The 22411-nt window shown below is 71.1% G+C and carries 11 protein-coding genes, 1 pseudogene and 1 CRISPR repeat array; of the genes and pseudogenes, 8 read left to right on the top strand and 4 right to left on the bottom strand.

Annotation, left to right across the window (positions count from 1 at the left end; all coding sequences use genetic code 11):
* The first annotated feature begins 5 nt into the window (after positions 1-5).
* The 3 genes from csb2 to ACZ5OX_RS27580 are packed head-to-tail and all read left to right on the top strand — an operon-like array spanning position 6 to position 5664.
* Positions 6-1478 (top strand): type I-G CRISPR-associated protein Csb2, encoded by a 1473-nt coding sequence (gene csb2 / locus ACZ5OX_RS27590; RefSeq protein WP_465633798.1) that lies wholly within the window; start codon positions 6-8, stop codon positions 1476-1478.
* Positions 1475-4552 (top strand): type I-G CRISPR-associated helicase/endonuclease Cas3g, encoded by a 3078-nt coding sequence (cas3g, locus tag ACZ5OX_RS27585; RefSeq protein ID WP_465633797.1) that lies wholly within the window; start codon positions 1475-1477, stop codon positions 4550-4552. Before csb2 ends, cas3g begins: the two co-directional genes overlap by 4 nt.
* Positions 4553-4554: 2 nt before the next feature.
* Positions 4555-5664, top strand: a complete 1110-nt coding sequence (locus ACZ5OX_RS27580; RefSeq protein WP_465633795.1) for a type I-G CRISPR-associated protein, Cas3-extension family — start codon at positions 4555-4557, stop codon at positions 5662-5664.
* 215 nt (positions 5665-5879) lie between these two features.
* Positions 5880-6573: direct repeats of the CRISPR family, unit length 37 nt; unit sequence GTCGCTCCGCACCATCCCGGTGCGGCACCATCGCAGC.
* Between the two features lie 2358 nt (positions 6574-8931).
* Here ACZ5OX_RS27580 and ACZ5OX_RS27575 read toward each other — a convergent pair.
* Both ACZ5OX_RS27575 and ACZ5OX_RS27570 read right to left on the bottom strand, forming a co-directional pair.
* Complete coding sequence (locus tag ACZ5OX_RS27575) at positions 8932-9330, bottom strand: hypothetical protein (RefSeq protein WP_465633794.1); 399 nt, start codon at positions 9328-9330, stop codon at positions 8932-8934.
* On the bottom strand, positions 9327-10181 hold the full coding sequence (locus ACZ5OX_RS27570) for an IS5 family transposase (protein WP_465633793.1): 855 nt from the start codon (positions 10179-10181) through the stop codon (positions 9327-9329). The genes ACZ5OX_RS27575 and ACZ5OX_RS27570 overlap by 4 nt, the downstream gene beginning before the upstream one ends.
* A gap of 1471 nt (positions 10182-11652) precedes the next feature.
* On the opposite strand from ACZ5OX_RS27570, the gene ACZ5OX_RS27565 reads away from it, so the two are divergent.
* From ACZ5OX_RS27565 to ACZ5OX_RS27545, 5 genes and pseudogenes are all read left to right on the top strand, one after another.
* Positions 11653-13290: a TIGR02677 family protein gene (locus ACZ5OX_RS27565; protein ID WP_465633791.1), complete on the top strand. Its 1638-nt coding sequence runs from the start codon at positions 11653-11655 to the stop codon at positions 13288-13290.
* Positions 13290-14618: a TIGR02678 family protein gene (locus ACZ5OX_RS27560; protein WP_465633843.1), complete on the top strand. Its 1329-nt coding sequence runs from the start codon at positions 13290-13292 to the stop codon at positions 14616-14618. The genes ACZ5OX_RS27565 and ACZ5OX_RS27560 overlap by 1 nt, the downstream gene beginning before the upstream one ends.
* On the top strand, positions 14615-18823 hold the full coding sequence (locus tag ACZ5OX_RS27555) for a TIGR02680 family protein (protein ID WP_465633790.1): 4209 nt from the start codon (positions 14615-14617) through the stop codon (positions 18821-18823). The genes ACZ5OX_RS27560 and ACZ5OX_RS27555 overlap by 4 nt, the downstream gene beginning before the upstream one ends.
* Positions 18820-20097, top strand: coding sequence for a TIGR02679 family protein (locus ACZ5OX_RS27550; protein WP_465633789.1), 1278 nt, complete (start codon positions 18820-18822; stop codon positions 20095-20097). The genes ACZ5OX_RS27555 and ACZ5OX_RS27550 overlap by 4 nt, the downstream gene beginning before the upstream one ends.
* A 138-nt stretch (positions 20098-20235) precedes the next feature.
* Positions 20236-20431 (top strand): annotated as a pseudogene (locus ACZ5OX_RS27545) (phosphorothioated DNA-binding restriction endonuclease family protein); the annotation flags it as partial.
* Positions 20432-20957: 526 nt separating this feature from the next.
* On the opposite strand, the gene ACZ5OX_RS27540 reads toward ACZ5OX_RS27545, so the two are convergent.
* Together ACZ5OX_RS27540 and ACZ5OX_RS27535 are read right to left on the bottom strand one after the other, a co-directional pair.
* The gene (locus tag ACZ5OX_RS27540; RefSeq protein WP_280697877.1) at positions 20958-21161 is read right to left on the bottom strand and encodes a cold-shock protein; all 204 of its coding nucleotides are present in this window, start codon (positions 21159-21161) and stop codon (positions 20958-20960) included.
* Between the two features lie 536 nt (positions 21162-21697).
* The gene (locus ACZ5OX_RS27535) at positions 21698-22096 is read right to left on the bottom strand and encodes a hypothetical protein (protein WP_449790800.1); all 399 of its coding nucleotides are present in this window, start codon (positions 22094-22096) and stop codon (positions 21698-21700) included.
* Positions 22097-22411 lie beyond the last annotated feature (315 nt).

Here is a 22411-nt window from a genome sequence, read left to right as displayed (position 1 = left end):
GCGTCATGCCTTTCCACATCTCGGTGGAGCTGCTGGAGCCGCTCTACCAGGCGACTGCCATGGACGGCGAGCGCGCGGAGTGGCCGCCCCACCCGGCCCGCCTGTTCTGCGCGCTGGTCGCGCACGCCGACCTTGAGGACGCCGCGCACCGGATGGCGCTGACCTGGTTGGAGGCGCAGGAGCCGCCAGTGGTTACGGTGCCGGCCCGGCCGATGGAGGCGGAGCACCCGCGCGCGGCGTGGGTGGTGACCAACATCGTGGACCCGGGAAAGGTGACCCACGGCCTGCTGCCGGGACGCACCGCCGGTGGTGTGCCGCGAGCGTGGGCGCAAAAGACGCTGTCCGGTACGCGGATGGTGTTCAGCTGGGCTGCGGAGCCGGGGGAGGAGCTCGCCCCGGTATTGAAGGAACTCGCGAGCCGGGTGCCGTACTTCGGGCGCTCGACCGGGGCCGGGCTGCTGGATGCCTGGTGCGGTCCCGACGAACCCGGTGACGAGGATGGGTGGCGGCAGAGCTGGAGGCCTGCCGCCAGCGGGGAGTACCCGAGGGGCTCGCGGCCGATCCGGATCCCCTACCGCGGCTATCTGGCGTGGCTGGAGGAGGCGTTCGAGGAGCAACGGTCGTCCTGGAGCCAGTCGGTCACCCACCACTACCTCGACCCCGACCACACCGACCGGGACGAGGCTGCGGTGGCGGAGGGGCCGTTCGATGATCTGCTGACGTTCTCGTTCGCCCCGGGCGTGGCGCTGGATCCGCGGTGGACGCTGGAGCTGACCGGCCGGCTGCGGAGCATGGTGCTGGGCACGTTGGAGGCGATGGGCCACGACGTCGAGGCGATGACCACGGTCCACGGTCACAAGAACAGCCCGGACGGCCCGCGACCGGTCGCCTACCTCGCGCTGCCGTTCGCCGGCCACCACCACGCCGACGGGATGCTGCGCGGCCTGGGCATCGCCCTGCCCCGCGAGATGCCCAGGCAGGACCGCAAGGCTCTCCTCGCCGCCCTCCTTCGCCACGAGGGGGGCTTGCGCTGGATCCGGTTCGCGGACGGGGAACCTCTGGACCTCGTACGGGTCAGTCCCACCGACCACGACCAGTGGCCGCAGACCGTCCAGCCGGGGACGTGGCAGGAGCCCTCAAGGGTGTGGGCCACGGTGCTGCCGATGGTCCTCGACCGATTCCCCAAGAAGTACGAGGAAGCCGCATGGGCGGACTCGGTCGCGGCCAGCTGCGTCGCGGCCGGGCTGCCCGAACCGGCGCGGGTGCAGGTGAGCCCGCGGGGTGGTCTCGTGCCCGGTGCGCGGGGCGTGGACGGGTTCCCGGTGCGCCGCAAGGACGGGGAGAGGCCGCTGCCGAGCTGCCACGTGCGCCTGACCTTCCCGGTCCCGGTGACGGGGCCGGTGGTGCTGGGCAGCAAGAAGAACTTCGGCCTGGGCCTGTGCCGCCCGGAGCCGCACTTTCAGGAGGACGACCAGTGACGGGCACCGAGCGGCCGCCGGTGATCGAGACGGCCGAGTTCCCGGCCTTCTTCCGGGAGGTCCACCACCACACCCACTGTCCCGACGGGGCCGTGACCGCGACCTGTGACGGGTGCGATGGCTGGGCGCCGTTCCCGTGGCAGAGCGCCTACCTGGACGCCGTGGCGGGCGGCGCGGACTGGCCCGACCTCGACGTCCCCACCGCGCTGGGGAAGACGACGTTCATCGACATCTGGCTCTTCCTCCTGGCCTGGGAGCACGCCCGCGGGCTGGGGCGCGAGCACCGGACGGTGCCGCTGCGGCTGTTCTTCTGCGTCGACCGGCGCCAGGTGGTCGACCAGGCCCACCAGCACTCCACAGAGCTCGCGGCGGCTCTCGCCGAGGCACCCCCCGGTTCGGTGCGGGCGAAGGTCGCCGCCGCGCTGCGCGACCTCGGCGGCGAGTCGCCGCTGGAGGTGGTGCGGATGCGCGGCGGCACCCGGTGGGAGTCGAACTGGGTGCGTAGCCCGGCCCAGCCGCTGGTGGTGACCTCGACGGTGGACCAGTACGGCAGCCGTCTGCTGTTCCGCGGTTACCACATCTCCCCCCAGCGCGCCCCGATCGACGCCGCCCTGACCGGACATGACGCCCTGCTCGCCCTGGACGAGGCGCACCTGTCGAAGGCCCTGCTCGCGACCGCCGCCGACACCGCGCTCTACCAGCAGACAGCGGGGCGCGGGGAACTGGCGGCCCGGGCGCTTCGGGCGGTGAGCCTGTCAGCGACCAGCGCCACTAGCGACCGGCCCCGCCTGGGCATCGGTGACGCCGACCACGCCCACCCGATCGCCGGGCGCCGGATCGCAGCCGAACGCCACGTGACGCTGCTCGACGCCGGCGCCTGGTCGAAGAAGCCCGCGGAGGCGTTCGCCCTGGCTGCCGAGACCGGCCTGGCCGCCGTCCTGCCCGTCCTGCGGCTGCCCGCGGTCGCGGTGATCGCCAACACCATCACCCACGCCCGCGCCGCCCACGAAGTGCTGGCTCGGCGCATCGACGTGGACGTGCTGCTGCTGACCGGCCGCTGCCGGCCCGCGGAGCGCGACCTGCTCGTCACCGGCCCGCTGGCCGAACTCCTCGACGGTGTCAGCCGGGACCGTGAGCGCCCCCTCGTCGTGGTCAGCACCCAGACCCTCGAAGTGGGGATCGACTGCACCTTCGGGGCGATGGTCAGCGAATGCGGCGACTGGGCCTCCGCCTTGCAGCGTCTCGGGCGCCTCGACCGCCGCGGCGAACTCGGCCCCGTGCCCGCGATCCTCGTCCGCACCCACAACCCTGATGACCCGGACCGCATCCCCGTCTACGGCCCGGCCGCAGCCCACACCTGGCAGTGGCTCACAGGGAAGGCCTCCACCCACGACACCCAGGAGCCCGCCGAGCTGACCCCCCACCTCCTGGACGGCCTGGTCCTCAACCCCGCCGCCCTGCCGGGTCTGTTGGACGGCACCGACACCGCGCCGCTCACCCGTGCCGGCGAACACATCCCCCCGGTCCACGAGGTGCGGCTGGGCGCCTTCGCCCGCACCAGCCCCAGCCCCGTCCCCGACGAATCCCCCGCCCCCTTCCTCCACGGCCTCGACACCGGACAGCCCGAAGTCCAACTCCTGTGGCGCGCCGACCTCCCCACCGACACCACCGACCCCGAGACCCTCGCCGAACACATCCGCACCACCCCCGTCCACACCGCCGAAACCCTCGCCCTACCCCTCGCCACCGTCCGCCGCTTCCTCACCCAACCCCGCGCGACCCCCGACACCAGCGACCTCGAAGGACCCGACGCCGACACCACCCCCGAACCCCGCAACCCACCCACCCGCCTGCGCACCATCGTCCTCCAACGCGAGACCGACGGAACCTGGACCACCCCGCGCAGTGTCGGGGACCTGAAGCCCGGCGCCACCCTCGTCCTGCCCACCACCGCCGGCGGCCACGACACCTACGGCTGGACCGCCGACCCCGACACCCCCGTCCCCGACCTCGGCGACCACCCCACCGACAACACCCGCACCCCGCTACGCCTGGACCCGGCCGTCCTGGCCAGCACCACCGGCACAGCCCCCGAGCAGTTCACCCCGATCATCAAGCAGGCCCACACCGACCTCACCGCAGACCCCGACGACCCGGACGCCGTGAGCACAACCGACACGGTCCGCGCCGCGATCACCAGCCTGCTCAACGCCCTGCCCACCGACACCCCGGCCGACGGCCCCGGCCGACACACCCCGGCGCTGCGCCGGCGTCTGGAGGACCTGCTGGAGGTCACCGAGTGGCGCACCGGACGGTCGGCTGTGGCCGGGGTGGTGCTGATCGACCACGGTGGTCCGGGCCGGATCACCCTCGTCCCGCCCCGGCTCGTCGACGCCGGCCGCTACCGGGTCGCCGTGGACGACGAGGACCCGGACAGCAGCAGCCTCACCCGCGCCGTCACCCTCAAGCGCCACCATGAGGCCGTCGGCGAGCGCGCCCGCGTCTTCGCCGAGGCCGTCGGGCTGCCCGAGGACCTGGTCGACGCCGTCGTGCTGGCGGCCCGGGCTCACGACTGCGGGAAGCACCACCCGCGGTTCCAGTGCATGCTCTGCTCCGGTGACCGCCTGCTCGCCGAGTCCCGGCCCGAACCCCTCGCCAAGTCCGGCATGGACCCCGCCGACCGCGCCGCCCGCCGACGCGCCGCCCGCCTGGCCAACTGGTCCAAGGACCTGCGCCACGAAGCCCTCAGCGCCGTTGCCGTCCACACCTGGCTCGCCACCGACCCCGCCACCGCCCGAGGCCTCGACCACGACCTCGTCACCCACCTCGTCGCCGCCCACCACGGCTACGCCCGCCCGATGCTGCCCGCCTTCGCCGACCCCGAACCGGTCCTCGTCGAGTGCACCATGCCCGACACCACCACCGTCACCGTCTCCAGCACCGTGATCGGCACCGACTGGATGGGCCCACGCCGCTTCCGCGCCCTCAACCGGCGCTACGGCTTCTGGGGCCTGGCCCTCCTCGAAACGGTCCTGCGCCTCGCCGACATCGCCTGCTCCGAAGAAGGCAGCTGACCATGCACCAGCTCGAACTCCCCGCCCTGCGCTCCGACGACCCGCTCGGCTTCCTCGCCGCCCTCGGCATCCTCGAACTCACCACCGCCGCCCTGCCCACCGAGCCGTACCTCCACTGGAAGGGCCCGGCCGGCGCAGCGGTCCTCAGCACCGACCAACCCCTCACCCTCGACACCCTCACCGGGCTCCTCGCCAGCCACCTCCCGCCCAAGCCCGCCAAGACGGCCCGCACAACCGGGGACCCCGCAGACGCCGCCGAGACGGAGGACGGAGAAGGAGAGGACGCCGACACAACCGACACCGAGGGGGAAGTCTGGGACTCCTTCCCGCACGTCCCCGGACTCCTGACCCGACCACGCGAGAACGCCACCGCCCCCAACGAAGCCCTGCGCATGCGCATCGATACCACGCACCAGACGCTGCGCGAACTCGCCCGCTCCGAACGCGAGACAGGCGACCGCCACGCCCGCTGGTTCGCCTCCCTGGCCAACGTCATGTGCTTCGAAGACACCAAACCCAAGACCGGCAAGAACTATCCGGAACCCGAGGAAGAACCGGGCTCCGCCACGGTGCGGCGCACCCCCGTCACCCCGCTGATCGCCGCCGCCGGCCAGATGACCATCACCGGCCTGATGCAGAAAGCCGTCCTCGGCTGCCACAAAGACCCACGGCAGATCCGCTCGGCCCTGGACGGCTGGCGCCGCATCTCCGACTATGCCTCCGCCAACTTCGACCACCGCTCCCTCGGCGACGCACACACCAACTCCGAAGGCAAGCCCTACCAACGCGGAGCCCCCGGCCCCACCTGGCTCGCCCTCCACGCCCTCGCCACCTTCCGCCTCACCGCCACCGGCCGCACCCAAGCCGCCACCAGCTGGGACACCACCGACAGCCGCGGAGCCCTACGCTGGCCCGCCTGGACACCCCCACTCACCACCACAGACGTGACCGTCCTCCTCGAACACCCCGCCGTCCGCGCCACCGAACCCGGCACCACCCGCAACGCCGGCATGCTGACCAACCTCGGCGTCACCGCCCTCTACACCGCACCCCGAACCGGCCTCAAACAATCCAACGGCCCCCTCGCCGCCAGCCGCCACCTCTGGCCCTGAACCCAACCCCCGGCCACCCCTTTAACGCCCGCACCTTGACAACTCCACAGCGCCAACACCGAGAAAGCCGTCCCGGCCGGACACGACTTCGGAACCACAAGCACACACGAGAACACCCCATCGCGCCGAAGCGAGAAGTCCGAATCACCCCAATTGGCACCCACGTATGCACGGCAGCCAACCCGCCGAACCACCAGGCCAGCAGCTCAACCGCCGTCGCTCCGCACCATCCCGGTGCGGCACCATCGCAGCGTGTCGGTGTCATGGGCCCAGCACCTGACGGACCACGTCGCTCCGCACCATCCCGGTGCGGCACCATCGCAGCACCTGGCCGATGGCGGACAGGCGTCCGGAGACCACGTCGCTCCGCACCATCCCGGTGCGGCACCATCGCAGCTCAAAAAGCTTCCGGCCGTGAGGGCAGTCATCGTCAGTCGCTCCGCACCATCCCGGTGCGGCACCATCGCAGCGACAGGTGTCGAGGTCTCAGCGGGCAGCGATCGCTGCGGTCGCTCCGCACCATCCCGGTGCGGCACCATCGCAGCACTGCCACCCCCGGCATCCTCGGCGCCTCCGTAACCGTCGCTCCGCACCATCCCGGTGCGGCACCATCGCAGCTCACGCGGTTCGAGCTCCTGGACTCCCCGGGCACGTCGCTCCGTACCATCCCGGTGCGGCACCATCGCAGCGAGAAAAGCATGAGCGGCGTCGCGGCGGTGGCGGACGTCGCTCCGCACCATCCCGGTGCGGTACCATCGCAGCCATTCGACCGCGAGCAGGCGGGTGATCCGCTCGACGGTCGCTCCGCACCATCCCGGTGCGGCACCATCGCAGCGTCTTCCCGCCGATCCGGCACCTGGCGGATAACTCCCGTCGCTCCGCACCACCCCGGTGCGGCACCATCGCAGCTCCTCTGGCGCCTTGGTGACTAGCCAGACCACCGCGTTCCTCCGTGCCCCACCGGCGCGGCACCATCGCCGCAGGTCCTGCTGCTGCGCGCCAGCCACCATGTCGGTGGCTTCTCCGCACGCCAGTGCGGCATCATCGCAGCCCGGCCTCGACCATGCCGTGCACACCCATGACCAGGGGTCGCTCCGCACCATCCCGGTGCGGCACCATTGCAGCCAGTGGGACACCGGCCGGAATAAGTGCGTGATCGGCCGTCGCTCCGCACCATCCCTCTGCGGCACCATCGCAGCGCGGACTGGTCCAGGTCGACTTCGAAGGTATTCGCCGGTCGCTCCGCACCATCCTGGTGCGGCACCATCGCAGCCGGGTCAACACGATCCGACCGCGAACCCTGATGTCCCTCCGTGCATCCTTGGCGCGACCCCATCGCAGCATGCGCGTCGCCTTGGCGATGGAGCAGATACTCTGGCCGCTCCGCACCACTTCGGTGCGACCCCATCGCAGGGCCTACGACATCGAAGAAGGCACCTGGGTGGAGGGCGCTCCGCACCATCCCGGTACCTCGCAGCAGCGTTGACGTGCACAGCCGACGCAGAGCGTCGGGGTTTCTCCACACCTCACCGACGCGACGGTATCGAAGCCGGTGCACGAACGTGCCGATTGCTAGCCAGTGTGTAGTCGCTCCCCACGTTCCCGGCGCGGCACCATCGCAGCTGCATCACGTCGGCGGCCCGCTGCAGCCATTCCTCGTCGCTCCGCACCATCGTGGTGCGGCACCATCCCAGCCCGTTCGCCTTGGAGTGCGTGATCTCGTCACCCTCGTTTCTCCGTACCGTGCCGGTGCGGCACCATTGCAGTGTCCCGCCGCCCGGCGGCGTCGCGTCCAGGCGCACCGTCGCTCCGCACCATCGCAGCGTGTTGCCGGGGACCGCCTTGGAACCGGGCGGCAGGTCGCTCCGCACCGTCCCGGTATGGCACCATCGCAGGACTGTGTCCCAGTTGGCGATGACCAGTGCAACGAGGGGCCGCTCCGCACCATCCCGGTGCGGCATCACCGCAGCGCGGACAGCATCATCGGGACGCGCGAGCCTTCGCTTCCTCCGAACCCTGACGGTTCGGCACCGCCGCCGCGGGGCTTACGTCGGAGGACAGGGCTCGCCGGAAGCTGGCCCTCGCCACACTCCTGGTGCGACATCATCAAAGTGGTTCGCAAGCTCTGGTTCTCCCACGGCAGCTTGGTGTGGGAGAACCACAACTTCCACGCCGCCGACCCGGTTCGGGTGACCGACGCAGGCCTCTCCGCACGTCGCCAGTGCGGCTCCATCGCAGTAGCGGGGCCAGCATGCCGCCGCGCTCCCCGCCGTGGCGTCTCCCGCACCACCTCGGTACGGCACCATCGCAGCAGCGCGTGGGCGATCAGGCTTCGCATCACGGCCAGCGGCTGGCCTACACCATTCAATGCGGCACCACCACAACGGCAACGCTGTCGAAACCTGAGCCATGCCGCGGGCGCTGCTCCGCACCACCCCGGTGCGGCACCATCGCAGCATTCAGCGCGCCGACGGCATCCTGACCGACCTTCAGTCCCTCCGCACCATCCCGGTGCGGAACCATCGCAGAGCCGGGCTGAGCACCGTTCCGGCCTGGCACGAACGGTCGCTCCGCATCATCTCGGTGCGGCACCATCGCAGCTACCCGGCCAGTGCCAGCTCGGCGGGAGATCCGGCGGCCGCCGTCCCGGTGCGACACCATCGCGGCACCTACGAGGACGGCTCCGGCGAGCCGGACGAGCCCGTCGCTCCGCACCATCAGGGTGCGGCACCATCGCAGTATCCAGTTGATCGTGGCGTTCCAGCCGTTGACCGCAGTCGCTCCGCACCATCCCCGTGCGGCACCATCGAAGTTCCTCCACGTCCAGGGAGCAGAGGACCAGGAACACACGTCGCTCCGAGCCATCCCGGTGCGGCACCGTCGCCGCGACTGCTCCAGCTTCGTCCAGTACTCGCACTGGCCGACTTCTCCGCACCTGCTGGTACCGGCACCATCACAGCTACGCCTAGGAGAAGCTGGACCTGACCGTCTCCGGGTTCCTCCGCGCCTCACCGGCGCGGCAGCATCGCAGCCTCGGCAAGGGCAGGGCGAAGGGCCTCGGCAGCGTCGTTCGTCCGCACTCCACCGGGTGCAGCACCATCACAGTTTGGAGGGGATAAGCAAACGCGCCGGCCACCTTCGGGTCGCTCCGCACCGTCTTGGTGCGGCACCATCGCAGCGGGCAGCTGACGTCGGGAGCGCTTCGAACGCGGGTCGTGGCTCCCCACCCAGCTGGTGCGGCACCATCGCAGCCCCCTTTAGAGGACGTTAAGTCCGTTTCTGGTAACGGCCGCGTCCGGGTTGGTCGAGGAATCCCTGACGGACGAGTCGTCCCAGGCGGGAGCGGGTGACGTTGATCGAGGGCTCGTCGGTGGGCAGTGCGAGGAGTTCGTGAAGGTCGCGAACCTGGAAGACCTGTCCGGGGTACTCGTTGAAGGCGGTCACGATGCGCTGGTAGACGGTGGCGGGCTCCTCGGAGGCTTGTGCGTGGTCGGGCGGGGCGAGGCTGTCGATGACCTTGCGGGTGGTGACGATCTCGGCGAGGCGGGCCTCGACCTCGGCCAGGGCACGGGTGAGTTGCTCGATCTGTTCTCGCAGGCCGTCGGCGCGTGCGGTGGTCTCGTCGTGTTCGGCCTGCAACAGTCGCAGGAGTTCGGTGACGTTCACGCGGCCAGCCCCACCTCGTCGCGCCAGGCGGGGCTGGGGGTGGTGAGGCGGCGGAGCATGCCGGCGGTGGAGGCCCAGTAGACGCGGGAGGCGGCGTTGTCCAGCCGGTGGTCGTAGTCACGGGCGAGGCGCCGGTGGAGCATGAGGGTGCCGTTGACCTGCTCGACCACCCACCGCTTCGGTTGCGGAACGAAGCCCTTGCCCTGGGTGTCGGGGTTGCGGCGGACCACCTCGACGGTGATCTCCTTCACCGCCCCGTGGATGATGACGGCGTCCTTGAAGCCCTGGTCGACCAGGACCTTTTCCAGGCGCATCCCGCATCGTTCGGCTGCCTGGTCCAGCAGGGCGATGCCGGCCTCGTTGTCGTGCGCGCTCGCGGCGAGGATCACCACACCGATGATCAGGCCCAGCACGTCGACGGCGAGTCCCCGCTTCCTGCCAGGGGTCTTCTTGTTCGCGTTCAGTCCCGTGGTCTCCTTCGGCACCCCGGCCGCCACGCGCACGGACTGGGTGTCGATGATCACCAGGGACGGGTCCTCTAATCGTCTGGCCCGCTCCCGCACCTGGCAGCGCAGGATCTCCTGGATCCGCTGGTCAAGGCCGTCCTGGCGCCACAGGCTGAAGTAGTAGAACACTGCCGACCAGGCCGGAAAGTCGTGCGGCAGGAGCCGCCACTGGCAGCCAGTCCGGTTCTGGTACAGCAGCGCGTTCACGACCTCGCGCAGGTCGCAGGAGCCCGGGTCCCCGGTCGCCGAGCGCGACACCCGCTCCTGCTTCCAGGCGGTGACCAGCGGCTCGATCAGCGCCCACTGCCCGTCGGACAAGTCCGTTGAGTACGGCATCCGTTCCATGCCCCAACAGCATCATGCACACGACACGCGAGTCAGCCTGAACGACTCCGTACACACGAACGGGCGACACCAGATCATCCAGAAACGGACTTAACGTCCTCTTAGGTCGGTGGCGTTGGGCTGAATTCAGGCGGACCCTCCGCCCACCTAGTGCGGTGGCACCATCGCAGCGTGTTGCCCTCGACGGTGCAGATCCATTCGTTGTCATCACTCCGCACTGCCCCGGTGCGGCACCATCAAAGCACCGCCGAGCAGTCGCAGGACGTGCTGCTGGATCAGCGCTCTGCACCATCCCAGTGCTGCACCATCACAGCCCCATGTCTTCTCCGGGCCCGCCGATTAGGGCGGCGTCGCTCCACACCATCCAGGTGCGGCACCATCGCAGCTCCGCGCCGGCGACGAGGACGTCCGCAATGTGCTCAGTTGCTCCGCACCGTTTCGGTGGGGCACCGTCGCAACGAGGGATTCAGACATCGACGATTGAACCGCGATTCGGTAGATCCGCACTACCGTCGCAGCATGCCCGCGCCCATTTTCGAGGTGCTGCCCACCAGGAGTCGCTCCGCACTGTCCCGGTACGGCACCATCGCAGCAACATCCTCGGCCCTGTGTGGACATCCGTCCTGGAGTCCCTCCGCACCATCCCGGTGCGGCACCATGACAGCGAGGTCGGCGAGTACGACCTGTGGATGAGTATCCCGAGTCCCACTCCTCTGTATTCGGTCGCCCACCGAACGTAGCTGAGGGGTCGCAGCGGAAGGGGTATCGGTGGGGACTTGCCGGGGACCACGCGTCGTTCACCACCGTCTCTGAGGCGCCTTTCGGTGAACGAACAGCGCGGGCTATCTATCGTCTGACGTGCAGCGATGGCTATCCCCGGGCGACTGGGGGTCAAGGGGTCGCAGGTTCAAATCCTGTCGTCCCGACAGTATGTCGGAAGGCCGTTGGCCGGGAGAAATCCCAGGTCAGCGGCCTTTTTGTTGATGGTCCGACAGGCGCTGGGCGGCTGTGACGCCGCCTCTCGCGCATCCGGAGGTACCGCGGCGGGTCGTCCCTGTTGCCGTCGCTGCCGGATGAGGACCTGCAGGAGCTGCTCGGCGGCCACAGCATCGGGATCGCCCACCCGGACGGCGACACGTTCATTGGTGTGCCGCCATCCGTCTACTGACCAAGGCTGACCCGCAGCAGGTACGGCCGTGGCTGTCTTGGCGGAGATGCTCTACATCCCGGCTTCGAACGAGAGGCTCAAGCACCAGGTCACGCACTCGGCGTCCCGTCGTCCCCGACCCCGTCGGCGACGACGGGTTGGCCTTCATGTTTGAGCTGTCGGCTCGTAGTGCGCGGTGAGCCGTCCGATAGACACCTGGCCGCTGTGCCAGGTCGCAGGAGCTGAACCCGGCAGCCCCAGCAGAATGATCGACTTTGAGGGTTCGGGGCTGGGGCGTCGGCGGTATCTCGTAACCTCGAGCCTATGGACCTCCCAGTCCCGCAGCGCGCGGACGAACTTCCTGACTCCGCGACCTTGCCGCCACCGGCCGATGGTGGTGTCTGGCAGCGCCTCATCGCCTACTCCTATCTGAGCGCTCCCGAGCGCCTTGAGTACGTTGCCGTCATGCGGGTCTTCTGCTCGACGCTGCTCGCGGACCTCGCCGTGCCGGACGTGGTGGCCAGGCTCGGGCAGGACGCGGCGTGGCGCGGGCAGGCCGACGCCGATGTGGTGACGGCGCGGCTGGAGCAGCTGGTGAAGTGGGGGAACCTGCTGCGCAGCAGTCACACGGTGAAGGCCGCCAGCATTGCCGAGTACCAGCGTTCACGCGCTCGGTACCAGCTCTCGAAGCTCGGCGAGCAGGTGCAGCGCGATGCCGAGGAGGTGCTGGCGAGTGCTGATGCGGCTCGCGAGGTCAGCAGCGAGCTGCTGGCCCTGGTCGACCGCGGGTTGCGGGAGATCGCCGACGCCGTGCGCCGAGCGGGGGGTGCCGATCCGCAGGAGGCACTGGAGAAGGTCAGCACGCTGTTCGTTCAGTTCGCCGAATTCGCCGAGTCGGTGCGGGACTTCTACGCCTACCTTGGGCAGGTACTGGCCCGGTACGACCTGGACGGTGCGGAGTACCAGGGGTTCAAGGAACTGCTGCTGGACTATGTGGAGGCGATCACCGAGGAGGTCGCCTTCCGGTCGCCGAGGATCGCGGCGACCCTGGGCCGGCTCTGGCCGGACCTGCCGGAGCTGCTGGAGCTGATCGGAGCGCACAACACGGGGCTGGGTGCGTTGGCGGACGGCCTGTCCGAGGTCCGCGTGCAGCGCAGCCGGGGACGCGAGCTCGCGGACTGGGAGGCGTTGCGCGACTGGTTCGTGGATTCGGGCGGGCGGGGCAGTCAGGTGGACCAACTGCGGGACGCGACGCTGCGTGCGCTGCAGTCGCTGCTGGCCAACGCCAAGCGGATGCTGCGCTCGGCGGCAGGGGAGATGTCGCGCCGCCGGGATCTGTTGCGGCTGGCAGCTTGGTTCGACGCCGCCGACCCGGAGGAGGCGCACGACCTCGCGGTGGCGGCGTTCGGGCTCTACAGTGCAAGGCACCTGGGCCTGGCCCCGGACCCGGACAGGACTGTTCCCGCCTACGTCAGCTGGTGGACCGGCCCGGTCGTCGAGGTGCCGGTGGCGCTGCGGGAGCGCGGCAGCCGGGCGCCGCGCGGCCGTGCGGCCGCTGTGGAGGACCATTCGGAGCAGAAGGCCCGGCTGCTCGCGGCGGCCCACGAGCAGGCCGCCGCCCGACGGGAGGCCGCCGACGAACTCCGAAGCGCTGTCGGCCGGTTCGGCCAGGTGCGGTTGAGCGCCGCTGCCATGGCGCTGCTGCTGGAGCTGTTGACCTCGGCGCTCGGCAACTCCACGCTGCGGTGGTCCGACCCGCCCGCGCCGCACGGGTTCGGCCTGCAGGACGCACGGGCCGTTGAGGCCGAGCTGGACCTGTGTCTGATACTGCGTCGGGTAGCGGGGGCCAGCACCGTCCTTCGCTCGGTCGGCGGCGACCTGGTGGTTGACGACCTGGAGATAGGCATCACCGCCCTCGAAGGGTCGGAGCAGGACGGCGCGGTCGAGGATGTGAGCGCGTGATGGCGCTGCCCTCCTCGCACGACGTCGCGCTCGCAGCCGAGCGGCGCAGCGCCGCCCGGCTGCTGCTGCGCCACCCGCTGGTCACCGCCGACGGGCCGCACGCCGACTCCTTCCCGCTGGTGCGCCGCCACGCGGACTGGCTGGTCCAGCGGTTCCAGCAGGTCCTGGGCTACCGGCTGCTGGTGGAGGCGTCGTACGCGCGCCTGTTCAAGGCCGGACTCGGACCGGGGTCCGGGCACCGGATGGAGCGCTCGACCGGCACACCGTTCACCCCGCGCACCTACGCGTACCTGGCGCTGGCCCTGTCCGTGCTGGTGACCGCGCCCGAACAGCTCCTGCTGTCCCAGCTGGTGGCCGACCTGCGGGCGGCAGCAGCCGACGCGGGCCTGGCGATCGACGATTCCGGCCGGGCGGTGGAGAAGCGCACCCTCGCGGCGGCCCTTCGCCAACTCGTCGACTGGGGCGCCCTGACCGAGACCGAGGGAAGTGTCGGCTCGATTGCCGCCGACCAGGACGGCGAGGCCCTGTTGACCGTCGACCGGGACATCGCCCGCTCGATCGTGGCAGGCCCGCTGAGTCACAGCAGCGACGGTGCGGACCTCGTCCTGCGCGCCGCCGATCCCGGATTCGGCGGACCGCGGACCTATGTGCGCCGGAGGCTGGTGGAGACCCCGGCCGTCTACCTCGACGAACTCACCGACGCCGAGCGCGAATGGCTGCGCACCCGGCAGCGGCGCGAGGCCCAGGCCTTCGCCGAACTGCTCGGACTGGAAGCCGAGATCCGTGCCGAGGGCATCGCCATGATCGATCCGGAGGACGAGTTGACGGACGTCCAGCTCCCCGGCACCGGTACGGTCGCGCAGGCCGCCCTGCTCCTGGCCGACCGCCTGGTGCGACGGCTGCGCCCCGAGGGCGCGGGGCATCCGGCGACCGGTGGCCGCCTGATCGTCGGCGTGCCGATCCCCCCGGGCCTGGTCGGTGAGATCCTCGACGAGTTGCTCGAGCAGTACGGGCAGCGCGCGAACTGGCAGCGCGGATACCTGGAGGACCCGTCCGCCCTGCGCGCCGACGTCCTCGAACTCCTCAGCCGCATGCGGTTGGTGGCCCGGGCCGGCCCGCTGCGCTCCGGTGGCCACGGGGTGCCGGCGCAGTACCAGGTCGCGGCCGGCGACGGGCGGGCGGTCACCGACGTGTCTGCGGCTCGGCCCGGCGTCACCGGCGAGTGGGTGCTGCTCGCCACCGCCGCCCGATACGCCACGGCCGTCTCGATCAAGCGCGCTGATCGGCGGGCACCGCAGACCGACCGCAACGGAGAAGCGTCCTCGTGAACCGCATCCAGTCGCTCCCGCAGCACGCGGCCCCGCACCGCTTCCGGCTCAACCGGGCTGGGATCCTGAACGTTTGGCAGTACGACCAGCAGGAGCTCCGGTTCGGTGGCGGCCGCCTGCTGCTGCGCGGAAAGAACGGCGCGGGCAAGTCCAAAGCCCTGGAGATGCTGCTGCCCTACCTGCTTGACGCGGACGCCCGCGCCCTCGATGCGACCGGGACCGGTCGCACCACGCTGGCCTGGCTGATGCTCGACGGGTTCGAGCAGACCAACCGCCTCGGGTACCTGTGGGTCGAGTTCCGCCGGGTGGACGAGGACGGTGTCGAGCACCATCTGACGGTCGGTGCCGCCGTCCGCGCGTCGAAGTCCACCAACTCGGCCAAGCCGTTCTTCTTCACCACCGCACTGCGGGTGGGGGAGGACCTCGACCTCGTCGAGTCCGGCCAGCCGCTGCCGCTGGAGCGGCTGCGGGCCGCCGTCGGCGCCGAGAACGTGCTGGACCGGCCCGCCGACCACCGCGCCAGGGTGGCCCGCGAACTGTTCGGACTGGCCGACGCCGCGCGCTACCGCAACCTGACGCAGCTGCTGCACCGGCTGCGCCGCCCGACCACCGGGGACCGGATCGAGTCCGGCGGCCTGGTGACCATCCTCGGCGAGACCCTGCCTGCGCTCGACGAGGACGTGATCGACAGCGTTGCCCGCAACCTCGACGACCTCGACAGCGTTCGCGACGACCTCGGGCGGCTGGAGCGGACCGACGAGGCGCTGCGCCGGTTCCTGGGCAGCTACCGCGGCTACCTCCAAGGAGCCTTGCGCCGGCGGTCGAACGAGGTCATCGCCGAGCTCCGCACGCTCGCCGAACGCCGGCTCGCCGCCGGAGAGGCCACCAGGAACGTCACCGTGCTGCGCGCCAAGGAGGCCGAGGCGGCCGAGCGGCACGACGTGCTGGCGCAGGAGCACGCGACGGCCGAGGCGGACCTGGCCACCCTGCGGGCGAGCTCCCGCTACCGGAGCCTGCACGAACTGGGCGAGCGACGCCGCACCGTGGCGGCGATCCAGGCGACGGCCCGGGCCACCCATGCGGCGCTCAAGCTGGCGCACGGCGCGCAGACGGCCGCCGGGGCCGTGCTCACCGCGGGTGCGGGGCGGACGGCGGCTGAACTGCGCGAGCTGGGCACGGCCCACCGCGAACTGTGCGGGCAGGCCGAGCGGTCCGGGCTGGCGCCGGCGCACCTCGGCGATCCGGTCGGCGGATCCGCATCGGTACTCGCCGCGGCGGCCGAGCAGGAGTACACCGATCCGGACGGCGACACCGTCCCGATGCGCACCGAGCGGGTGGCGGCCTTCGACACGACCGCGACGGCGGCTTCGCTACGGGCCTGGAGCACCCGGCTCGCCGCCGCAGAACCGGTGGTCAAGGCCCGGCTGCGTGCCGTCGGAGAGCTCGCCGGCCTGCTGGACAGGCTGCGCGAGGCCCAGACGAAGGCGCGCGAGGCCGACACCGAGTACGAACGCCTGGCGGAGCAGGCCCAGGCCCAAGCCGATCAGGTCACCGAGCGCGCGGCGGGGGTCGTCGCGGCGAGCACGGCGTACGCGGCCGAGGTCGAAGACTGGGCGGGCCGCCTGGAGGAACGGTCGGGTGCACGGGCCGACGCCGTGCGCGCCGTGGTCCGACGTGACCTCTCCGCGGAAGCGTCCTTCGAGGACCGTACGCTGCCCGCCTCGGTCGCGGAGGAGGTGACGTCCGCCGCCTTCCAGGTACTTGAGCCGTACCGGCGCGACCTGGCGGACCAGCGTGAACGAGCCGCCATCCGGGCACGCGACCTCACCCAGGCGCTCGATGCCGCTCGTGCGGAGAAGGCCGACTGGGAGAAGCACAGCGACCCGGTCCCGCCGAAACCGCCGCACCGCGACGCTCCTCGCCCCCCGCGCAGCGGCGCCCCGCTGTACCGGCTCGTCGACTTCGCCCCACAGCTGAGCGAGACCGAACAAGCCGGTATCGAGGCGGCGTTGGAGGCATCCGGGGTCCTCGATGCCTGGGTCGGCGCGGACGGTGTGCTGCTCGACCCGCTCACTCTGGACACCGTGCTCGCCGCCACCACGCCCGCCGACGGCCCGTCGCTCGCCGATGTACTGCGTCCCGTGCTCACCGGCGACAGCGGGGTGACGGCAGTGCAGGTCTCCCGGATCCTGGCGGCCGTCGCCCTGGTGCCGGCCGGCGCCCCGCTCGCTGCGGCCGTGGGTGGGGCGGTGAGCGAGGACGGCCGCTGGCGGCTCGGCGTCGCCGCCGGCGCCCACACCAAGCCGGTGGCGGAGTACGTGGGCGCGGAGGTCCGGGCGCAGACCCGCCGGCGCCGCATCGCCGAGCTCACCGAGCGCCTCGCGAATCTCGAAGACGACCTGGAGGCCGCGCAGTTCGAGCTGCGCGAACTGGTCGAGCGTCAGGCCGATCTCGAACTGCTGCGGCGCCCGCCGAGCGATCAGCAGCTCGCCGGGGCCTGGGTGCGCCTGGAGGAGACCGAGCGGATCGCGGCCGACCTGCGGCGGAAGGCCGCGACGGCGGCCCGCGCTGCCCATGACACCCGCTCCGGCTGTGTCGAAGCCCGCCGACGTGCGGAAGCCACCGCCACCACGCACGACCTGCCGGCCGACCGGGACGCGCTGCTCACCGTGCGGTCCGCGCTGGACGGTCTGGCCGACGGCACTCGACGCCTGCGCCGTCACGTCGACGCCACCGTCAAGGGCCTCATCGCCCACCGTGAGGAGCTTCGGAGTTACGAGCAGGCCCGCACCGCCCAGGAGGAGGCCGAACTGGAATACGCGCGGCGGGCGAACGAGTTGGCGGCGGCGCGCCGGGACATCCGAAAACTGGAGGGCGCGATCGGAGCGACCGAGCAGGACATCCTTGCCGAGGAGCAGGCCATCGTCCGGCGCCTTGACGAGATCGGTGAGGAACTGCCCAAGGCGCGGCGCGCGGCCGAGCACCTGCACGACGAGGTGGTGCGCGGCGAGCTGGACGAGCGGACCAAGCGTGGCGAGCTCGTGGCGCAGGAGACCGAGGTGATCCGGTGCGGGCGCGCCCTTCGGACCGCCCTGGCGGCACCTGACATCGTGCGCGGAGCGGCACTGGGCGAGCTCATGGGTGAGTTGTCGATCCCGGACCCGGCCCAGGAGGATGCCAGGACCAGACTGCGGGCCCTGCAGACACTGGTCGAGGCGGTGCAGCGCGGCCTGGACCCCGAGCGCCGCGACGTCTCCGACACCGCACTGCTCAACCGGTTCAACGAACTGCGCGACCAACTCGCCGGCGGCTACGACGTGACCCTGGAGGAGCCCGACGGCATCAAGGTCTGCCGGCTCGTCGACGACACCGGCCCGCATGACGTGGCGTTGGTCGGCGAACGCATCGCCAGGCAGGCCGACGACGCCCGTGCTCGGCTCACCGATCGCGAGCGGGAAGTCTTCCAACGCTTCCTCACCGGGGAGTTGGGCGACCACCTGTCCGCACAGCTGCTCGCCGCAGGCGCACTGGTCGACGCGCTCAACGCCACCCTGCGGTCCGTCCGCACCTCGCACGGCCTCGGGGTGGAGCTCGACTGGCGGCTGGCCGACACCGTCGACGCGGATGTCCGGGCAGCCGTCGACCTGCTGCGCAGCCCATCGGGGTTGCGCACCCGCGAGCAGACGGAGCAGCTGAGGGAGGTGCTGCAACGCCGCATCGAGGACGCGCGCCGCGCCGATCCGACCGTCGGCTACGCCGCGCACCTGCGGACCGCGCTCGACTACCGGACGTGGTTCACCTTCCAGCCGTGGGTGCTGGACGACTCGTCCACCGCCCGTCGGCGCAAGTTCACCGGGCGGACCGGGCTCAGCCAGGGCGAGCAACGCGTCCTGTCCTACCTCGCACTCTTCGCGGCCGCCGCCGCGCACTTCACCACGCTGGCCGAGACCGCCCCCCGGTCGCCCCGGCTGATCCTCCTCGACGACGCCTTCGCCAAGGTCGACGAGCCGACCCACGGCCGGCTCGGCCGCATCCTCGTCGACCTCGACCTCGACTTCGTCCTGACCAGCGAGCGCCTGATGGGCAACTGGCCCGACGTGCCCGCGCTCCAGATCTACGAGTGCCTGCGCGACCCGCACGTCCGCGGCGTCGCCACCCTGCACTACACCTGGAACGGACGCAATCGCCGCCTGGTGACCGTGTGACCCTTCCACCGCAGGCCCGTGAGTTCCTGGCCCGGCCGGACCTCAGCCGGATGTGGACGGCGGTCCACCACCGGTTGGAACGCAACGGGCTCCAGCCGGACGGCAGCGTTCGGCTCGTCAGTTGCACCGCGGCCGAGCGCGAGGCCCTGTCCCTGCTGCTCGGCCGCCGGGTCACCACCGGTACCGCCACGATCCGGCTGGCGGACCTGGACAGCAGGCTGCGAGCCACTGCGGCAGGCTGCGGGCTGGTCGCAGCCGTCGAACAGCTGGGGCTGTCGCTGACCGACCGGCGGGCGGCACGGGACACCGGACGGCAGGAGCGGGCCGCGCTGTGGACGGCGGCCGAAGCGGCGATCGCCGCATCGCCGCTGGCCGATCAGGATTGGGTGGGCGGCTGGCTCGACGACCTACGCCGCACCGGTGCGCTCGGCAGGCTCGCACCCCAGGACGCGGCGGGCGTGCTCCACCAGGCGATCCGAGCCCTCGGACTTCTCCGGTTCGACCGGAACGAGGAGGCAGCGCCGTACGGCCGTGGCGAGCTCGCGACCCGGGTGACCGGCACGGCACACGGCCTGGACGACGACACGGTCCTGTCCCGCCTGGTCCTGCGCGGCATCGCGCGGGCCACGGGCAGCGAGCCGCCCGAGCACGCGCCCGGTCGGCGAGCCCTGTGGCGAGCCGCAGCCGTCGTCCCCGACGAGGTATCGAGCACCGTGCTCACCTACGGTCTGCGTCCAGTGGGTCACGGGTGGCGCGAACGGGCCCTCCGGGAACGGGCAGACCACCACGCCGAAACCCACCTGACCCTCCGCGAACTGCGCGAGCTGGACGTCGTACTGCCGCCGGACACTCAGGTGCACATCTGCGAGAACCCCCGAGTGGTAGAGGCAGCGGCCGAGGCCCGCTGCGCGGGAGTCGTGGTCTGCACCTCGGGCAGCGCCTCCACCGTCGTCCTCGAACTCCTCGACACCCTCGCGGCCGCCGGCCTGCGGCTTCGGTACCACGGCGACTTCGACTGGCCGGGCATCGCGCTCGCCAACCGCGTCATCCGACGGTACTCGGCCCTGCCGTGGCGGATGGCAGCCGAGGACTACGAACAACTCGCCGCCCACGCCCGGGACCAGGGCAGCCCCGGCATCCCACTCGTCGGCGCCCCGGTGGAGGCGAGCTGGGACGCCGACCTCGCTGCCGCCATGACGGTACTGAACGTAGCGCTGCACGAGGAGTCGGCGCTCGGCAGGCTCGTCGCCGACCTGACCCCGGGGAGGCTCTGACCCCGGGACGAGCTGTCGGAAGAACGCGAGTCGGTCAGGACGGAGGACCGGGCCCGGCCGTAGCGGGCTCGGAGAGCACCGTGCGTCGGGGTTTTGCGGCTGCGGTCGCGTCGGAGCCCCGGCATGGGCTGGGCCGCTATGGACTGGCTGGAGCGGGTGGCGAAGCTGAGACGGTGGACGAGCAACGACGTTCGGGCGCCGCACAAACCGCTGTTGCTGCTGTATGCGCTCGGTAGCCACCAGCGTTACGCCGACGGTGAAGTACAGCGCGGTCGAGGAGGAGTTGAAGCGGCTGCTCGAGGAGTACGGGCCGCCCCATCCGACCACCCCCGCTTAAGCGCGACGGGCGTCGAGGAACGCCTCCAGTTCCTGAGGGCTGCGGGCATATCCCTGGGGGGAAGCCCGGCGGTGAAGTTTCACCCTGCGGTTGGACACCTGGAGACTGGGACATGTGCGCCCGGAGGAAGCAGTGCCACCATAGGCGTCCTGAACTCTGTCGCGGGCTCTATGGGCCCGATCGAGGGGGTCGCGGCCGTGTCGAAGCGCTCCTGGTGCCGGGGGAGGGTCCCGTGCCCGTGTCCCGGGCGGCGGTCGGGTCGGTCGTACGTCGGCCAGGCCCGGACGGGCCTTCGCACAGGTCCGCGCTCTCTGTGGAGGGCGGGAGGGAAGAACTCGAACTGTGGGATGTCCGGCAGGGCGCCTGGGCGGATGCGGCGCTGTGCGTTTCGCGTGGGCCCCGGTGGCGGAGCCAGGGGCTGAAGGCCGGGGATGCGCTTGATGGCGCTATGCCGAGGGGCCCGCACCGGGCATCGTGTACCCGGTGCGGGCCCCTCGCTACCAGGCGGGTGCCGTGGGAGGAACTACAGCGGACGGATGTTCTCGGCCTGCGGGCCCTTCTGGCCCTGCGTGACGTCGAACTCGACCTTCTGGCCCTCGAGCAGCTCGCGGAAGCCGTTGGCGTTGATGTTCGAGTAGTGGGCGAAGACGTCAGCGCCGCCACCGTCCTGCTCGATGAAGCCGAAGCCCTTTTCCGAGTTGAACCACTTCACGGTGCCATTAGCCATAAAAATCTCCTTCGAGGGGCTGTCCGAAGCCCGCACAGTGCGGACTTCGAGTCGCCGCGATGAGCGCCCACCCGGGGAAATCCGGGAAAGAAAAAGGCGCCTGCGATACATCAGCAGGCGCACACAAAGTTCATGGGAACACTACTGCAACTAACTTCGACTCTAGCAGGCCTGGACTCGCCGCGGGTGGATATGTCACCCCGGGATTCCGTGGAGTCTTTATCCGGGGCCGTCGGCGGCGAGACCCCAACGCTGTCAACACACCTGGCGGGCAGGCTGGTTGAGAGAGTGACCGCATCCCGTCGGCGTCGATGGGCCTCAGGCGATGGCGATCGCCCGTTGGAGTGGCGGCGGCGCCCAACGAGACATTCGGTCCTGCGGAACCGGATCCGCCGGGACGAGGCGGACCCGGGGTGAGCGAGGCGACGGACTGACACTGCGGGAAGGAGGGGCCGGGGGTCGGCGGCCGGGCTGTGCAAGGAGAACGCTCTTGGGGTCCGACTGTTGGCTACCCGCACAGGTCCGCGGGATCCCGCTCACAGCTCGGGGTCCCCGGGATAGGTGGGGATGTCGTAGCCCTGGTCGCGAAGCCACTGGCAGGTCACCGCGGCCCGGTAACCGCTGTCGAAGGAGGGAAAGGACTCGTCAGCCTTCTCCGGAGGCGGGGAGGCTTTCTCGCCGTGCTCCATTCTCTCGACCACGGCGTCGGCGATCCGGGCTGCCGTGTCGCCGCCGAGGTCGCCTTTGTCCCGCCAACGGGTCAATTTGTCCTTGGCCTGCCGGGCCAGGCGGGCACTTTCGGCAGCGTGCTCCGAGCCGACCGCGGCCACCGCCGCCTCATTGGCCGACCGCAGCCATTGGCCCAGGCAGTCGGTGATGACCTGCTGGGCGAAGGCGGCCCGCCACTCTTCCCGCTGCTGATAGTCATCCGTCATACCTGCAGCCTACCGAGAAAGGGAAACCGGTCAGGCCCCCTCCTATTGATTTTCGAGCTCGTTCGAGAATCGTCGCCGCCACCACCCTATTCCCCGTGCGGGGCGGTCCGACTCCGTTATTGCCCAGGTAGTTGGCGGCAGCAAGACCGTGGCGAGCCATGCTCCGCGTCGCGGTGCCCTCCGGCCCGTCCGGTGGTCCGGCCCGTCCCTCGATCAGGCCCATGTGGCCCTTGCCCACATGGGCTGCGGGCGCTCGCCCTCACGGCGGGTGTTCGCCCGGAGGCGTCCAGCGGGTTCCGGCCCGCCACGGCCTTC

The sequence above is a fragment of the Kitasatospora sp. NPDC032121 genome, assembly GCF_055580145.1.
The sequence above is the reverse complement of the archived record's forward strand: the minus strand, read 5'-3'. Positions and strand labels throughout refer to the sequence as shown.

Excerpts from the sequence above, each read along its gene's own strand:
- ACZ5OX_RS27540 (WP_280697877.1), bottom strand. The coding sequence starts at position 21,161 with ATGGCTAATGGCACCGTGAAGTGGTTCAACTCGGAAAAGGGCTTCGGC.
- ACZ5OX_RS27535 (WP_449790800.1), bottom strand. The coding sequence starts at position 22,096 with ATGACGGATGACTATCAGCAGCGGGAAGAGTGGCGGGCCGCCTTCGCC.
- ACZ5OX_RS27560 (WP_465633843.1), top strand. The coding sequence starts at position 13,290 with ATGGCGCTGCCCTCCTCGCACGACGTCGCGCTCGCAGCCGAGCGGCGC.
- ACZ5OX_RS27565 (WP_465633791.1), top strand. The coding sequence starts at position 11,653 with ATGGACCTCCCAGTCCCGCAGCGCGCGGACGAACTTCCTGACTCCGCG.
- ACZ5OX_RS27580 (WP_465633795.1), top strand. The coding sequence starts at position 4,555 with ATGCACCAGCTCGAACTCCCCGCCCTGCGCTCCGACGACCCGCTCGGC.
- csb2 (WP_465633798.1), top strand. The coding sequence starts at position 6 with ATGCCTTTCCACATCTCGGTGGAGCTGCTGGAGCCGCTCTACCAGGCG.
- ACZ5OX_RS27570 (WP_465633793.1), bottom strand. The coding sequence starts at position 10,181 with ATGGAACGGATGCCGTACTCAACGGACTTGTCCGACGGGCAGTGGGCG.